This window comes from Sinomonas sp. G460-2 (assembly GCF_047759905.1).
Classification (GTDB): domain Bacteria; phylum Actinomycetota; class Actinomycetes; order Actinomycetales; family Micrococcaceae; genus Sinomonas.
Genome location: NZ_JBKZWT010000093.1, coordinates 1 through 12596 on the forward strand (window position 1 = coordinate 1; position 12596 = coordinate 12596).

At 68.8% G+C, this 12596-nt stretch carries 12 protein-coding genes and 6 tRNA genes; 10 read left to right on the forward strand and 8 right to left on the reverse strand.

Annotated features, from left to right (window positions below):
• Positions 1-62 precede the first annotated feature (62 nt).
• Positions 63-1313, forward strand: coding sequence for an alpha/beta hydrolase family protein (locus ACLN58_RS10760; RefSeq protein ID WP_415855270.1), 1251 nt, complete (start codon positions 63-65; stop codon positions 1311-1313).
• Here the strand turns inward: ACLN58_RS10760 and ybaK are convergent.
• A complete protein-coding gene (gene ybaK / locus ACLN58_RS10765) occupies positions 1287-1793 on the reverse strand; it encodes a Cys-tRNA(Pro) deacylase (RefSeq protein WP_415855259.1) in 507 nt (168 codons plus the stop codon). The two genes, ACLN58_RS10760 and ybaK, sit on opposite strands and share 27 nt — an antisense overlap.
• Before the next feature lie 150 nt (positions 1794-1943).
• On the opposite strand from ybaK, the gene ACLN58_RS10770 reads away from it, so the two are divergent.
• Genes ACLN58_RS10770 through ACLN58_RS10785 form a run of 4 tightly spaced genes read left to right on the forward strand, consistent with a single transcriptional unit; the run spans position 1944 to position 5081 of the window.
• Positions 1944-2585, forward strand: a complete 642-nt coding sequence (locus tag ACLN58_RS10770; RefSeq protein WP_415855260.1) for a dihydrofolate reductase family protein — start codon at positions 1944-1946, stop codon at positions 2583-2585.
• Positions 2586-2639: 54 nt separating this feature from the next.
• Positions 2640-3764 (forward strand): hypothetical protein, encoded by a 1125-nt coding sequence (locus ACLN58_RS10775; RefSeq protein ID WP_415855261.1) that lies wholly within the window; start codon positions 2640-2642, stop codon positions 3762-3764.
• A 50-nt stretch (positions 3765-3814) separates the two neighbouring features.
• Positions 3815-4417, forward strand: a complete 603-nt coding sequence (locus ACLN58_RS10780; protein ID WP_415855262.1) for a DUF1214 domain-containing protein — start codon at positions 3815-3817, stop codon at positions 4415-4417.
• A gap of 1 nt (position 4418) precedes the next feature.
• Positions 4419-5081, forward strand: a complete 663-nt coding sequence (locus ACLN58_RS10785) for a DUF1254 domain-containing protein (protein WP_415855263.1) — start codon at positions 4419-4421, stop codon at positions 5079-5081.
• A gap of 945 nt (positions 5082-6026) precedes the next feature.
• Here the strand turns inward: ACLN58_RS10785 and ACLN58_RS10790 are convergent.
• Positions 6027-6494: a SufE family protein gene (locus tag ACLN58_RS10790; RefSeq protein ID WP_415855264.1), complete on the reverse strand. Its 468-nt coding sequence runs from the start codon at positions 6492-6494 to the stop codon at positions 6027-6029.
• A 117-nt stretch (positions 6495-6611) separates the two neighbouring features.
• Entirely contained in the window at positions 6612-7526 is a 915-nt protein-coding gene (locus ACLN58_RS10795) for a sulfurtransferase (RefSeq protein WP_415855265.1), read from the reverse strand.
• Between the two features lie 219 nt (positions 7527-7745).
• Between ACLN58_RS10795 and zapE the strand changes: the two genes are divergently transcribed.
• Positions 7746-8789 carry a cell division protein ZapE gene (zapE, locus tag ACLN58_RS10800; protein WP_415855266.1) on the forward strand — a complete coding sequence of 348 codons (1044 nt, stop codon included), beginning with the start codon at positions 7746-7748 and terminating at the stop codon, positions 8787-8789.
• Positions 8790-9290: 501 nt separating this feature from the next.
• Here zapE and ACLN58_RS10805 read toward each other — a convergent pair.
• The 5 genes from ACLN58_RS10805 to ACLN58_RS10825 all read right to left on the reverse strand — a co-directional run bounded on the left by ACLN58_RS10805 (position 9291) and on the right by ACLN58_RS10825 (position 9799).
• A tRNA-Val gene (locus ACLN58_RS10805) sits at positions 9291-9362 on the reverse strand.
• A 44-nt stretch (positions 9363-9406) separates the two neighbouring features.
• Positions 9407-9479, reverse strand: a tRNA-Gly gene (locus tag ACLN58_RS10810).
• Between the two features lie 24 nt (positions 9480-9503).
• Positions 9504-9575: transfer RNA gene (locus tag ACLN58_RS10815), tRNA-Val, on the reverse strand.
• 38 nt (positions 9576-9613) lie between these two features.
• Positions 9614-9684 (reverse strand) — tRNA-Cys (locus tag ACLN58_RS10820).
• Positions 9685-9726: 42 nt separating this feature from the next.
• A tRNA-Gly gene (locus tag ACLN58_RS10825) sits at positions 9727-9799 on the reverse strand.
• 245 nt (positions 9800-10044) lie between these two features.
• On the opposite strand from ACLN58_RS10825, the gene ACLN58_RS10830 reads away from it, so the two are divergent.
• From ACLN58_RS10830 to ACLN58_RS10845, 4 genes are all read left to right on the forward strand, one after another.
• A tRNA-Val gene (locus tag ACLN58_RS10830) sits at positions 10045-10116 on the forward strand.
• Between the two features lie 82 nt (positions 10117-10198).
• Positions 10199-11056 carry a cytochrome gene (locus ACLN58_RS10835; RefSeq protein ID WP_415855267.1) on the forward strand — a complete coding sequence of 286 codons (858 nt, stop codon included), beginning with the start codon at positions 10199-10201 and terminating at the stop codon, positions 11054-11056.
• Between the two features lie 43 nt (positions 11057-11099).
• On the forward strand, positions 11100-11699 hold the full coding sequence (gene def, locus ACLN58_RS10840) for a peptide deformylase (RefSeq protein ID WP_415855268.1): 600 nt from the start codon (positions 11100-11102) through the stop codon (positions 11697-11699).
• Positions 11696-12596 (forward strand): methionyl-tRNA formyltransferase (locus ACLN58_RS10845; protein ID WP_415855269.1); only part of this gene is annotated, 901 nt, incomplete at its 3' end. The genes def and ACLN58_RS10845, both read left to right, overlap by 4 nt.

A 12596-nucleotide genomic window follows, 5' to 3' on the forward strand; every position in this document is an offset into this window, starting at 1 on the left:
GCGAGCGATCCGAGTCCCAGTCCGCCCCCAGCGCCCCGCTTCCGCGCAGCGTCTGGGCCCTTCTGGGCGCCGGCGTGGGCCTCGGCGCTGCGTCCGCCGTCGCCGCTTCGAGCTCGGCGCTCGCCGCGTATTTCGCGCGGCGTATCGTGACGCCGGAGCGGGTCAAGAACGAGGATCAGGAGGTCCTCGCGGTTCAGGGCTCGGGCAGCGAACGGCGCGTGATCCTCCGCGCGACGCCGGAGACCGTGGTCGATGGCGAGTACAGCCTGTTCTTCGACCTGGGGGCGGGCCACGTTCGCCTTGGTCCGCTCGAGGACTACACGCCGGGGGACGGGACGGTGACGCGCCGAGTTGTCGCCGAGTACGCGGGCGATCTGCGGAAGGCCGTTCGGGCGCGCTGGAGCGGCGTCGTCTTCGGTTCGCCGGCCGATCTGGACTGCCTGGCCGAGGACGTGGCGATCCAGACCGATCTCGGTCCTGCGCCCGCGTGGCTCGTGCGCCCCGAGAGCCCCGAGCGCGCCCGCACGTGGGCGATCATGGTCCATGGGCGTGGCGCGTCGCGACTCGAATCGCTGCGCGGGCTCCTCCCAGCGCGGCGACTCGGCCTGACGAGCCTTGTGATCTCCTACCGCAATGACGGAGACGCCCCCGCGACGCCCGACGGCCGCTACGGGCTCGGCATGACGGAGTGGCGCGATGTCGAGGAAGCCATCGCGTTCGCGCTCGCGAACGGGGCCGAGGATGTCGTGCTGTTCGGCTGGTCCATGGGCGGCGCGATCAGCCTCGCGGCGGCGGATCGGTCGAGCCTCCGGCAGTACATCCGTGCGCTCGTCCTCGACGCGCCCGTGGTCGATTGGGTCGACGTCCTCGCGCACCAGGCCCAGAAGAACCGTATCCCAGCCGGCGTGGGGCGGTTCGGGCAATTCCTGCTCGCGCATCCGTGGGGGCGCCGGATCACGGGACTCGCCGCGCCGCTCGACTTCCGGGCGATGGACTGGGTCACTCGCGCCGTCGAACTCCGCACGCCGACGCTCATCCTGCACAGCGTGGACGACGACTTCGTGCCGTTCGGTCCGTCCGCGCTTCTCGCGGGCCGCAATCCCGAGATGGTCACCCTTGAGACGTTCCGCAAGGCCCGGCACACCAAGGAATGGAACGTCGACCCGGAGCGCTGGGAGCAGACGATCGTGACGTGGCTCGGAGAGGTGCTCGCGCCGCGTCCGGGGCCGGGCCAGCAGGTTGAGCGTCCGGCTGGGGATCTTGTCGGAGGCTCTGCGGAAGAAGACTCAGTGCCCGCGCAGGGGGGCGACTGACGCGCGCGTGAGGCGCACGAGGTCCGCGGGGGAGAGCTCGATGTCGAAGCCGCGCCGGCCGCCCGAGACGAGGATCGTCCTGTGCGCGAGCGCCGACTCGTCGATGGCGGTGGGGGAGGGCTGGCGCTGCCCCAGCGGGGAGATCCCGCCCAGGACGTAGCCCGTGCGGCGCTCGGCGGCCGCTGGATCCGCCATCGAGGCCTTCTTCGCCCCAAACGCGGCGGCGGCCGCCTTGAGGTCCAGGCTCCCGCTGACAGGCACGACGGCGACGCACAGTTTGCCGGCGACGTCCACCATGAGCGTCTTGAAGACGCGCTCGGGCTCGATGCCGAGAGCGTCCGCGGCCTCGAGGCCGTAGCTCTGCGTGGACTGGTCGTGCTCGTAGGGGTGGGCCGTGTACGCGACACCGGCTGCGTCGAGCGCGGCCGTCGCCGGCGTGCCCGGGCCGTGCCCGCCTTTGGCTCTGCCTGTGGATCGCATCGCTACCTCGCGGTGGGGAAGCCTGTGCCGACGCATCCCGCGGAGGCGCAGCCTTGGGAGCCGCCTTCCTCGGGGTGTGCCAGCCTTGACAGTGTCTGAGCCTCCACTACAGTGAGGGCGAATTGCAATCACTTGGGGATGGAGCCTTCGATGGCCGTACGTGTCGACCTGAACATCTCGCTCGACGGATTTGCGACGACGGCGGATCAGACGCCAGAGAACCCGATGGGCGAGGACTGGTCCCGCCTCGTCTCCGCCTATGTCGCAACCCGCACTTTCCGCGAACGGGTCCTGCACGACGCCTCGGGGGAAGGCACGACCGGGGTGGACGACAAGTACGCGCAGGCGTACTTCGCGGAGGTCGGCGCGGAGATCATGGGTGCGGGGATGTTCGGCCTGCACAGCTTTCCGGACGATCCGGACTGGCGAGGCTGGTGGGGTGACGAGCCGCCGTTCCGGGCGCAGGTGTTCGTGCTCACCCACACCGCGCGGCCGTCGATCGAGATGGCGGGCGGCACGACGTTCCACTTCCTGTCCGCGACTCCGGAGGAGGCGCTTGATCGCGCCGTCGCCGCCGCTGACGGCAAGGACGTCCGCATCGGCGGCGGGGCCTCTGTGGCACGCGACTTCCTCAAGGCCGGCCTCGTGGACCAGCTCCACGTCGCCATCACGCCGATCCTGCTCGGGCAAGGCATCCGTCTCTGGGACGATCTGCGCGGCCTCGAGTCGGGCTACAGCGTCACCGCAGAGGCCGCCGAGAGCGGCATAACGCACGTGACTTTCCGGCGATGACGGCCGTGCGCCGGGCCGCATCGGGCAGCGGCAGCTGAAGACTCAAGCGGACCCTTGTCTGAGGTGCTGATCTGGGCCGGCTTCGCCGCCGGTGCCTGCTTGATCGTCGGGACCGCGATGAGCATTCTCGGCGCGCTCGTCGTCCCGCGGCGCGTCAGGTCGTTGGTGACGGCGGTGATCGACGGCCTGCTGGACGGCGTCTTTCTTCTGGCCCTCCGCGGCGTCGACGCTTTCGAACGGCGCGACCGAATCCTAGGCTGGCAGGCCCCCCTGACCCTCGTAGTCCGCCTGACGGCCTGGATGGGAATGCTCGTGGTCGGCTTCGCGCTGATCATGCTGCCGGCGACCGGCGGCGATCTCGGCGCGGCTCTCGAAGACGCCGGCTCTTCCGTCTTCACGCTCGGCTTCGCGGTCCCGCACGGCGGTGGCGGACAGCTCGCCGCCTACCTCGCCGGGTTCTCCGGCATGGCGGTCATCGGTCTCCAGATCGGATACCTGCCCACCGTGTACGCCTCGTTCAACCGACGCGAAACCGAAGTAAGCCTCCTCGTCGCACGAGCCGGAACTCCGGCCTGGGGACCCGAGATCCTGCTGCGGACCCACTGGGGCACCGGCAGCAGCCCCTCTGGGCCGGTACTCGGCGAGCTCTTCGTGCGCTGGGAACGGTGGACCGCGGAGGTCGCCGAATCGCACGCGACGTACACGACTCTGCTTCGTCTGCGCTCGCCGAGGACTAACTCCCATTGGCTGACGTCCCTCATCGCGGTCATGGATGCCGCCGCCCTTCACCTCGCCCTCGCCCCAGACTCGGATCCCAAGATCACGGCACGGCTCATGCTGCGCATGGGGTTCGAGACCCTCAACGACATGGCCAGGGCCGCGAAGCTGCCTGTTCCAGATCTCGCCCAGGCCGCCGACACAACGCCTATCTCGATCACGTTCGAGGAATTTGCCCAGGCCGCCGCAACCCTCCGCTCGGTCGGCTACCCGGTCACCGAAACCGACGAGGACGCCTGGCCCCACTTCAGGGGATGGCGCGTGAACTACGATCGCGCAGCGCTGGCGCTGTGCCGCGAACTCGACGCCCCGCCGTCGATGTGGACCGGACCGCGCCGGTGGCCTTCCCAGCCGACGCCACCTCGCCGCCCCAACCCCGGTCGGACCCGCACCCAGAAATAGGGCGACCAACCCCGTGGTGTTCCTCACGGCGGCGGAGCTAGTGTGCGGACATGGGAAGTATCCTCACCTGGGTCGCGCAGTCCGGCGTCGTGCAAGGGGTCATCATCGGCGCCACGCTCGCTTTCTTGACAGCGATCCTTGTGATGAACGCCGCGGCCCGGACCATCACGACGACGGTCAACGGCTGGAGCGCCATCCGCAGGTGTGGCCAGCCCGGGAATGGTGTGCTTGTGCGGGCCGCCTGCGCCAAAGCCCTGCCGATCGTGAATGTGTTTGAGGAGGCTGCTTACTGGACTGCGGCTACGGACGGTTCAGGGCAAACGCTCACTGGCCGGCACGAATACCTCGTGCGCTTTCCGGCTGGGCAACTCCCGCCGAATGACGCCTTCTGGTCGCTGACCATGACCGATGCCGTCGGATATATGGTGAAAAATCCCATTAATCGCTCGAGTTTTGATGATCGTTCGAATCTTGTGAGGAACGCCGACGGTTCGATCGATATCTATCTCCAGCAAAGGCCTCCGGCCGGGCATGAGCAGAACTGGTTGCCGTCCCCTTCCGGAAAGTTCAAGTTGATGCTCCGCGTGTATCTGCCGGGCTCGGCGATTCTAGATGAGACTTATCGAGTCCCGCCGGTTGTCAAGGCTGGATGATATGAATTACCTCATCCTGAAGTACGCCTATCCGCTCACGGCCGTCATACTCGCAATTTTCGCATGGGTGGCCTACCAGCGAATATCGCGCGGATGGGCCGAGATCGTCCCGCTGGCGATAGCGGCGGGCGTGGTGTGGGTACTCGGCGCCCCGCTCTTCATTTACCTCTGGCCGCGCATTACGGTTAATGGCTACAAAAGGGCAATTGTCAAGCGCGGGCTCGGTGAAGGGCCGGTCCCGGTCAACACGCTTTACGCCGTGCCTAACACCTCTTCTCCGTCGGCGGCGCGCGGGAGCCTGTTGGCGACCGGAACCGACGACGTGCTTTATGTCGGAGGGTGGCTGGACTTGACCAAGGGGCCGCAGCTTCTGCACGTTCCGGACACTGCCGGCCGGTATTACAGCCTGCAGCTCACGAACCCCGCGGATGGCGCAAATTTCGCTTACGTCGGCAAGCGCACGACCGGAACCGCGGAGGGCGACTATCTGCTCAGCGGACCCGGTTGGAAGGGAACCGTGCCCGAAGGCGTGACACAGATACCTTCGCCGAGCCATGCCGTGCTCGTCATCGGCCGCGTATTCGTAGGGAGCGAAAGCGATCTTCCCGTCGCGTACGGGCTTGCGAGGCAAATGCAGCTCGTCCCGCTGGGCGTTGACGGCTAGTCAATAAGAGCCCCGGAATCGATCCCTCGCCGATGTTCGTCGGCGGAGTTATCTTTCCATCATGGACGGCAAGTCCGGCGGAACCTGGACGGGTGCGGGCACTGGCGGGTCCGGGACTGGTGCGGGGACCGGCGGGTCTGGGACTGGTGCGGGCACGGGCGGGTCTGGGACAGGAAAAGGCACCGGCGGGTCTGGCACGGGTGCCGGCACCGGCGGGTCTGGGACTGGTGCGGGAACCGGTGGAACTGGGACTGGTGCGGGGACTGGCGGGTCTGGGACGGGTGCGGGAACCGGCGGGTCTGGGACTGGTGCGGGGACCGGCGGGTCTGGGACTGGTGCGGGGACCGGTGGAACTGGGACTGGTGCGGGGACCGGTGGAACTGGGACTGGTGCGGGGACCGGCGGGTCTGGGACTGGTGCGGGGACCGGTGGAACTGGGACTGGTGCGGGGACCGGTGCAGCTGGGACTGGTGCGGGGACCGGTGCAGCTGGGACTGGTGCGGGCACGGGCGGGTCTGGGACAGGAAAAGGCACTGGGGGGTCCGGGACTGGTGCCGGGACCGGCGGGTCTGGGACAGGAAAAGGGACTGGCGGGTCTGGGACTGGTGCGGGGACTGGCGGGTCTGGCACGGGTGCCGGCACCGGCGGGTCCGGCACGGGTGCCGGCACCGGCGGGTCTGGGACAGGAAAAGGCACCGGCGGGACTGGCACGGGTGCGGGCACCGGCGGGACTGGCACGGGTGCGGGCACCGGCGGGACCGGCACAGGAAAAGGCACCGGCGGGACTGGCACGGGCGCCGGCACCGGCGAGAGCGGAACGGGCCGCCGGCCTCCCCGAGAGTCTTAGGAGAATCTTCCATCGGGTGAAGGCTGCGCCGGCAACAATGAAGACCGCGTCAGGCCCAGCTCATCCGATCCGTTGCGCCGTCACGTCTGCAGGGTGCCTCAGACGGACTGACCGAGCTGGCACTCGCCTGCCACCTTGCGCTTGATGCGCACGAGCATCGCGCTCATGCCGCGCAGGCGCAGCGGCGAGACGGCGCGGTCAAGCCCGAGTTCGTGGGCGATGTCGTCCGGCACGGCGAGGATCTCGTTGGCGGGGAGGCCGTCGAGCCCCTCGGCGAGGATGCTCGCGAAGCCGCGCGTGGTCGGGGCCTCGCGTGGTGCGGTGAGGAAGAGGCGCACGGTGGGGGAACCGCCGTCGTCCGCAGGCTCCGTCTCGATGGTGATGAAGACCGGCGATTGGCACTCGACAACCTGCTCGAGCCGCTCGGGGTGGTTCTCGTACCTCTCTGGCAGCTCGGGAAGCGACTGCGCGAACTCGAGCAGGAGCTGAAGCCGCTCGCGCTCCTCGAGCCCCTGGAACTCGTCGATGATCTCCGCGAGTGCCGCGGGTGTGGTGTGAGTCGTCATATCCCTTCCAGACTATGCCAGGTGATGCGCGGCGCGGCGGCCTCGTGGTGAGACCGCCGCGCCGGCATCGGTGCCTAGTGTTCGCGCCTTAGCGGAGCGCGTGCCTAGTGTCCGCCCTCAGGAGAGCGGCCACGTGCCTCGTTCTTCACCCTTAACAATCGGAACGCGCACCGCATTTCCCCACTCGGTCCACGAGCCGTCATAGTTGCGGACGTTCTCGAAGCCCAGGAGGTACTTGAGCGCGAACCACGTGTGGCTCGACCGCTCGCCGATGCGGCAGTACGCCACGACCTCGTCGCCGGCGGTGAGGCCAGCCTCGTTGAGGTAGAGCGCCTCGAGGTCGCCGCGCGACTTGTAGGTGCCGTCCTCGGCGGCGGCGCGGGCCCACGGGATGGACGCGGCCGTCGGAATGTGGCCACCGCGGAGCGCGCCCTCCTCGGGGTACGCGGGCATGTGCGTGCGCTTGCCCGTGTACTCCTCGGGGGAGCGGACGTCGATGAGCGGCTTGCCGAGGTGCGCGAGCACCTCGTCCTTGAACGCGCGGATGGGCGCGTCGTCGCGGACGACGACGGGGTAGTCGCCTTCGACCGGGGTCGGGACCTCGGTGGTGAGCTCGCGGCCCTCGGCGATCCACTTGTCGCGGCCGCCGTCGAGGAGGCGGACGTCCTCGTGGCCGAACAGTGTGAAGACCCACAGCGCGTACGCGGCCCACCAGTTCGACTTGTCGCCGTAGATGACCACGGTCGTGTCGCGGGAGATGCCCTTGGAGGAGAGGAGCTTCGCGAACGCGGGGCCGTCGACGTAGTCCCGGGCCACCTCGTCGTTCAGGTCGGTGTGCCAGTCGACCTTGACCGAGCCCGGAATGTGACCCGTCTCGTAGAGCAGGACGTCCTCGTCGGACTCGACGACGGCGAGCTTGGCGTCCTCGAGCGCGCCTCCGGCGAGCTGGGCGGCGAGCCACTCGGTGGAGACGAGGCGCTCGGGATGGGCGTAGGCGGCGAACTTCTCGTTCGTGTCGAGGGGGTAGCTCATGGCGGTTGCCTTTCGCTCGGGTGAGTCGGGGCCGCGGCCAGCCACGACCGCGTGCTCCTGGGAAGTCCCTCCCAGCGTAGCCACGGAGCGCGCACGGGGTGAGTGTCGCCGTCGTCCGTTGTCATGCTGCGAAACATGACGTGCGTCTCCGCGATATCCTTGCCCTTGCCCCTCACACCGATGTAGCGCCCCTGTGGGCCCATGTAACGGACGGATTCCTTGGCGACTGTCGCACACCTGACCACCCGCACGCCGAAAGTGTCCGCTGAAGAGATCCTGGCTGGCTTCCACCCCTCGCCGCGCTTCGGCGGGGTCTCCTTCGCGAGCTACCGCCCGGACCCGGCGCAGCCCTCTCAGGCGGCGGCCGTCAAGTCGCTCGAAGACTTCGGGGTGTCCGTGGACGGCGCGCGGGACGGCGGGGGACTGTTCTCCAAGCTTTTTCGGGCCAACAAGTCGAAGGGGCGCGCCGGCGTCTACCTCGACGGCGGGTTCGGGGTGGGGAAGACCCACCTTCTCGCGTCGCTGTGGCACTCCGTGCCGGGCCCCAAGGCGTTCGGCACGTTCGTTGAATACACGAACCTCGTGGGCGCGCTGTCCTTCCGCAAAACGGTCGAGGCGCTCAGCACGTACCGCCTCGTCTGCATCGACGAGTTCGAGCTCGACGACCCGGGGGATACCGTCCTCATGTCGCGGCTCATGCGCGAGCTTGCCGACGCCGGGGTCAAGCTCGCCGCGACGTCTAACACGCTCCCCGGCTCGCTCGGCGAGGGGCGCTTCGCGGCGGTCGACTTCCAGCGCGAGATCCAGGTGCTCGCCGACCAGTTCGACGTCGTGCGGATCGATGGCGACGACTACCGCCACCGCGGGCTTCCGGCCGCGCCCGCGCCGCTCAAGCCCCACGAGCTCGACGCGCGGATGAACGCCGAGTTCGACGGCGGCACTGTCGCCGTTGACGACTTCGGCGCCCTCTTGACTCACCTCGCGGGCGTGCACCCGAGCCGCTACCGCCAGCTCATCGACGGGATCGACGGCGTCGTATGGAAGGACGTCCGCACGATCGAGGAGCAGGCGGTCGCCCTCCGCTTCGTGGTCCTCGCGGACCGGCTGTACGACAAGGACGTGCCGATCCTCGCCTCCGGCGTGCCGTTCGACCAGCTGTTTACCGCCGAGATGATGGCGGGCGGATACCTCAAGAAGTACTTCCGCGCGGTCTCCCGGCTTACGGCCCTCGCCCGCGAGGGCCAGGCACACGAGCCGGCGTAGACGCAGAAATGCCGGTCCCGCCTCTCAGCGGTACCGGCATCCCTGTGACGTGATCTTGGTCGGTCCGGCCTGCGCCGGCTGAGTCTCTAGGACTGGCCCCCGAGAGATCGGGACGACGACTCGATTCGATCGAGCCTCATAGCGCAGTTACCGGCCCTGCCCGCGATTGCGTCGACTTGAGACACGGCCACCTCCTTTCACTCAGGGAGCCACAGTGCTCCACCACGAACGATAGTAGCCACGTGCCGGGCCCAATCCAACACCCTCCCCAGAGTTGGGGGCATGTTTCCCGGGGAAGGCGTTGGGGGCGGCCCGCACGTGGCTACCGGGAGAAGAGAGCCGACGGCGCTGCGGATATGACGCCGGTTCTACCGCTTCGGGAATGAACGGTTGGTTAACGGAAGGTGGCCAAACGGGGGAGCGAGGCGCCAGTGGCCCGGAATCGTGCCGGAGGAGAAGGCCGGATACGCGAAACGGCGCCTCGAGAGGCGCCGTGCGGGGTGGGCGATACTGGGATCGAACCAGTGACCTCTTCCGTGTCAGGGAAGCGCGCTACCGCTGCGCCAATCGCCCAAGGGGACCTCTTCTGCCTGAGAGAATCCCGTAAAGAAGAAGAGAGCGGACGACGAGACTCGAACTCGCGACATCCACCTTGGCAAGGTGGTGCTCTACCAACTGAGCTACGTCCGCACGAAAGGCCGTGAAGCCTCTCCGTGGGCGATACTGGGATCGAACCAGTGACCTCTTCCGTGTCAGGGAAGCGCGCTACCGCTGCGCCAATCGCCCGGAAATCCGGAGCAAACCGGAAATCAGGATATTCACCGAGGTGGGGACGGGATTCGAACCCGCGTATACGGCTTTGCAGGCCGCTGCCTCGCCTCTCGGCCACCCCACCGTGTTGGCATCCCGACGAGGATGCTTCCGACAGTGTCCTGCGAGCGGACGACGAGACTCGAACTCGCGACATCCACCTTGGCAAGGTGGTGCTCTACCAACTGAGCTACGTCCGCAGGGTTGTTGCCTGGCCCTCGCCGCACCCGCGGCTTTGCGGGCCGCGTTCGGGCTCGTGGCCGCGCTTCAACGAGTAAAGACTCTACAGAACGGGCGGGCAATGCACAAATCGCTCGACGGCGAACCGCCGGTTGCCGAACGGTGAACCACACCCATGCAATTCGAGGGCCGTGATTTGAGATCTGGGCGCGGCGTGGGCTAGAGTCTTAGAGCGCTCGCAAGCCGGGTGCCGCACCGAGAACTCGGGCGATTGGCGCAGTGGTAGCGCGCTTCGTTCACACCGAAGAGGTCACTGGTTCGAACCCAGTATCGCCCACAACTGGACCCCCGGACGCTGTCCGGGGGTCCTTGTTTTTTCCGCCACGTGCGTTGTCAGACCCGTGTGAAAGGGTGCTCCCATGACAGTCCCTGGCCTCGCCGCAGAATCTCCCGACGGTTTCGGCAGGATGTATCGGCGTTCCCTTTCCGCCGAGCCCACCGTCCCGTCGATCACGACCGTCATCGCCCAGCAGCCCCTCGATCTCGACGGCTGGCGCAGCTATATGGCGGCGCGGCACGTCGCAGATCACCCCGAGCTGCGCGATGCGCTCGACAGCCCGGCTCGGATCCGACAGCTCGTCCGGACGGCCGTCGATGCGTCGGAGGACTACGCGAAAGCCGCCGCGCAGCGGGGAGACCGAGTCCATACCTTCGCCGAGCAGCTCGCGCTGCGCGCGCTGGACCGACCGCATCGTCTCGACGAGGCCCGCGAGGCGCTCAGGGCCCAGGGCGAGGAGGCGTTCGCCCTCAACGTCGAGCACTGGTGGGAGAGTTTCGGCGTCGAGCCGATCGCCCCGGAGCTCACGGTGTGGAACACGTCAGTGGGCTATGCCGGGACCCTCGACCTCGTGGCGCGGATCAACGGTCGGATCTGCCTCGTGGACTACAAGACGAAGGGCACCACTCGGGACGGGCGCGTCAAGCCGCCGGACGAGAAGGTCGCGATGCAGCTCGTCGCTGGCATGAAGGCCGAGGAGGGCCTCGTGGACGCTGCGGCGGGGGAGTGGGAGCCCTGGAAGTATGGCGAGGATCCCCTGCTCATCGCTGTCGCGATCGGGGAGACGGAGTTCGCGGCGGTCCGCGTCAACCCTGAGGTCCGCAAGTTCCACTGGCTCACGTTCTGCCGGCTGCGCCGCGTCTGGGCGGCTCGGGTCGAGGCGGCCTCGGCGGGGCGGACGCTCCTGCCGCTCCCGCCGCCTCCGCCCAGCGCGGAATAGACTGACCCCAGCCCCTCACCCGTTCCGAAAGGCTTCCCCCGCCATGGCTATCTTGCCCATCCGGATCATCGGCGACCCCGTGCTGCGCACGCCCGCGGACCCCGTGGTCGAGTTCGGGCCAGAGCTCGAGCGGCTCGTCGCGGACATGATGGAGACGATGGAGGACGTCGACGGCGCGGGTCTCGCGGCGCCGCAGGTCGGCGTCGGGCAGCGCGTCTTCACGTACCAGATCGACGGGACGCGCGGGCACCTCGTGAACCCCGTCCTCGAGCTCTCCGAGGACTTCCAGGACGACGTGGTCGAGGGCTGTCTCAGCATCCCGGGGGTCGCCTTCCCGGTGCGGCGGCGACGCACCGTCACGGCCTCGGGCTTCGACGCGCAGGGGAACGCCGTGACGATCGAGGCCGAGGGCATGCTCGCGCGGGCCTTCCAGCACGAGACCGACCACCTCGACGGGATCCTCTTCGTTGACCGCCTCGAGGGCGAGGAACGGCGCGCGGCACATCGGGCGATTCGGGCCATCGACTACTCCTCCGTGGCCGGGCAGACGGTCACGAAGCGAGCCGGGCACGTCGGTTCGGCTTTCGGCACGGGCGCGTCGTTCGGCGGCAGCGCGTCCAGCCCGGCGGGGAGGAACGCGTGAGGGTCCTCTTCGCGGGAACCCCCGAGGTCGCCGTCCCCTCGCTCGACCGCCTCGCGGCAGAGCCCGGCGTCGACCTCGTTGGGGTGCTGACCCGCCCGGACGCTCCGATCGGCCGCAAGCGGGTGCTCACGCCGTCGCCCGTCGCCGCGCGGGCCGCCGAACTGGGTCTGCCCGTTGTCAAGGCCGCGCGCATCACGGCAGAGGTGACCGATCGGCTTGCGGGGCTTCGCCCCGAGGTCGCCGCGATCGTCGCGTACGGGGGCCTCGTGCCGCCTGCGGCCCTCGCGGTGCCGGTGCACGGTTGGGTGAACCTCCACTTCTCCCTTCTGCCCGCGTGGCGCGGTGCCGCTCCCGTGCAGCACGCGGTGATCCACGGCGACGATGTCATGGGCGCGTCCACGTTCCGCCTTGAGGAGGGCCTCGACACGGGCCCGGTGTTCGGCACGCTCGCCCTGACCCCCGGTCCGGACGCGACCGCCGGCGAGTTGCTCGGCGAGCTCGCCGTGAGCGGGGCCGGGCTCCTCGCCCGAACGATCGCGGGCGTGGCAGACGGGACGCTCGCGCCCCAGAGGCAGGCCGGCGAGCCGACGTACGCACCCAAGCTCTCGCTCGAGGACGGCCACCTCGACTGGACGCAGCCGGCCATCGCGGTCCACCGCCGCGCGCGCGGCGTGACGCCCGAACCCGGGGCGTGGACCACCCTCCACGGCGAGCGGTTCAAGCTCGAGCCGCCGCTGCTCCGGCCCGACGTGACCGGCCTTCCGGCGGGCGAACTCTCCTTCGATGGGCAGAGGCTCCTCGTCGGGACGGGGACGCACGCGCTCGAACTCCTGCGGGTTCAGCCGTCCGGGAAGAAGATGATGGCCGCCGCGGACTGGGCGCGCGGCGCGGGGTCCG

What these genes read in the sequence shown, in the direction of transcription:
- ybaK (WP_415855259.1), bottom strand. Translation starts at nt 1,793, where the DNA reads ATGCGATCCACAGGCAGAGCCAAAGGCGGGCACGGCCCGGGCACGCCG.
- ACLN58_RS10770 (WP_415855260.1), top strand. Translation starts at nt 1,944, where the DNA reads ATGGCCGTACGTGTCGACCTGAACATCTCGCTCGACGGATTTGCGACG.
- ACLN58_RS10780 (WP_415855262.1), top strand. Translation starts at nt 3,815, where the DNA reads ATGGGAAGTATCCTCACCTGGGTCGCGCAGTCCGGCGTCGTGCAAGGG.
- ACLN58_RS10785 (WP_415855263.1), top strand. Translation starts at nt 4,419, where the DNA reads ATGAATTACCTCATCCTGAAGTACGCCTATCCGCTCACGGCCGTCATA.
- ACLN58_RS10790 (WP_415855264.1), bottom strand. Translation starts at nt 6,494, where the DNA reads ATGACGACTCACACCACACCCGCGGCACTCGCGGAGATCATCGACGAG.
- ACLN58_RS10795 (WP_415855265.1), bottom strand. Translation starts at nt 7,526, where the DNA reads ATGAGCTACCCCCTCGACACGAACGAGAAGTTCGCCGCCTACGCCCAT.
- ACLN58_RS10835 (WP_415855267.1), top strand. Translation starts at nt 10,199, where the DNA reads ATGACAGTCCCTGGCCTCGCCGCAGAATCTCCCGACGGTTTCGGCAGG.
- def (WP_415855268.1), top strand. Translation starts at nt 11,100, where the DNA reads ATGGCTATCTTGCCCATCCGGATCATCGGCGACCCCGTGCTGCGCACG.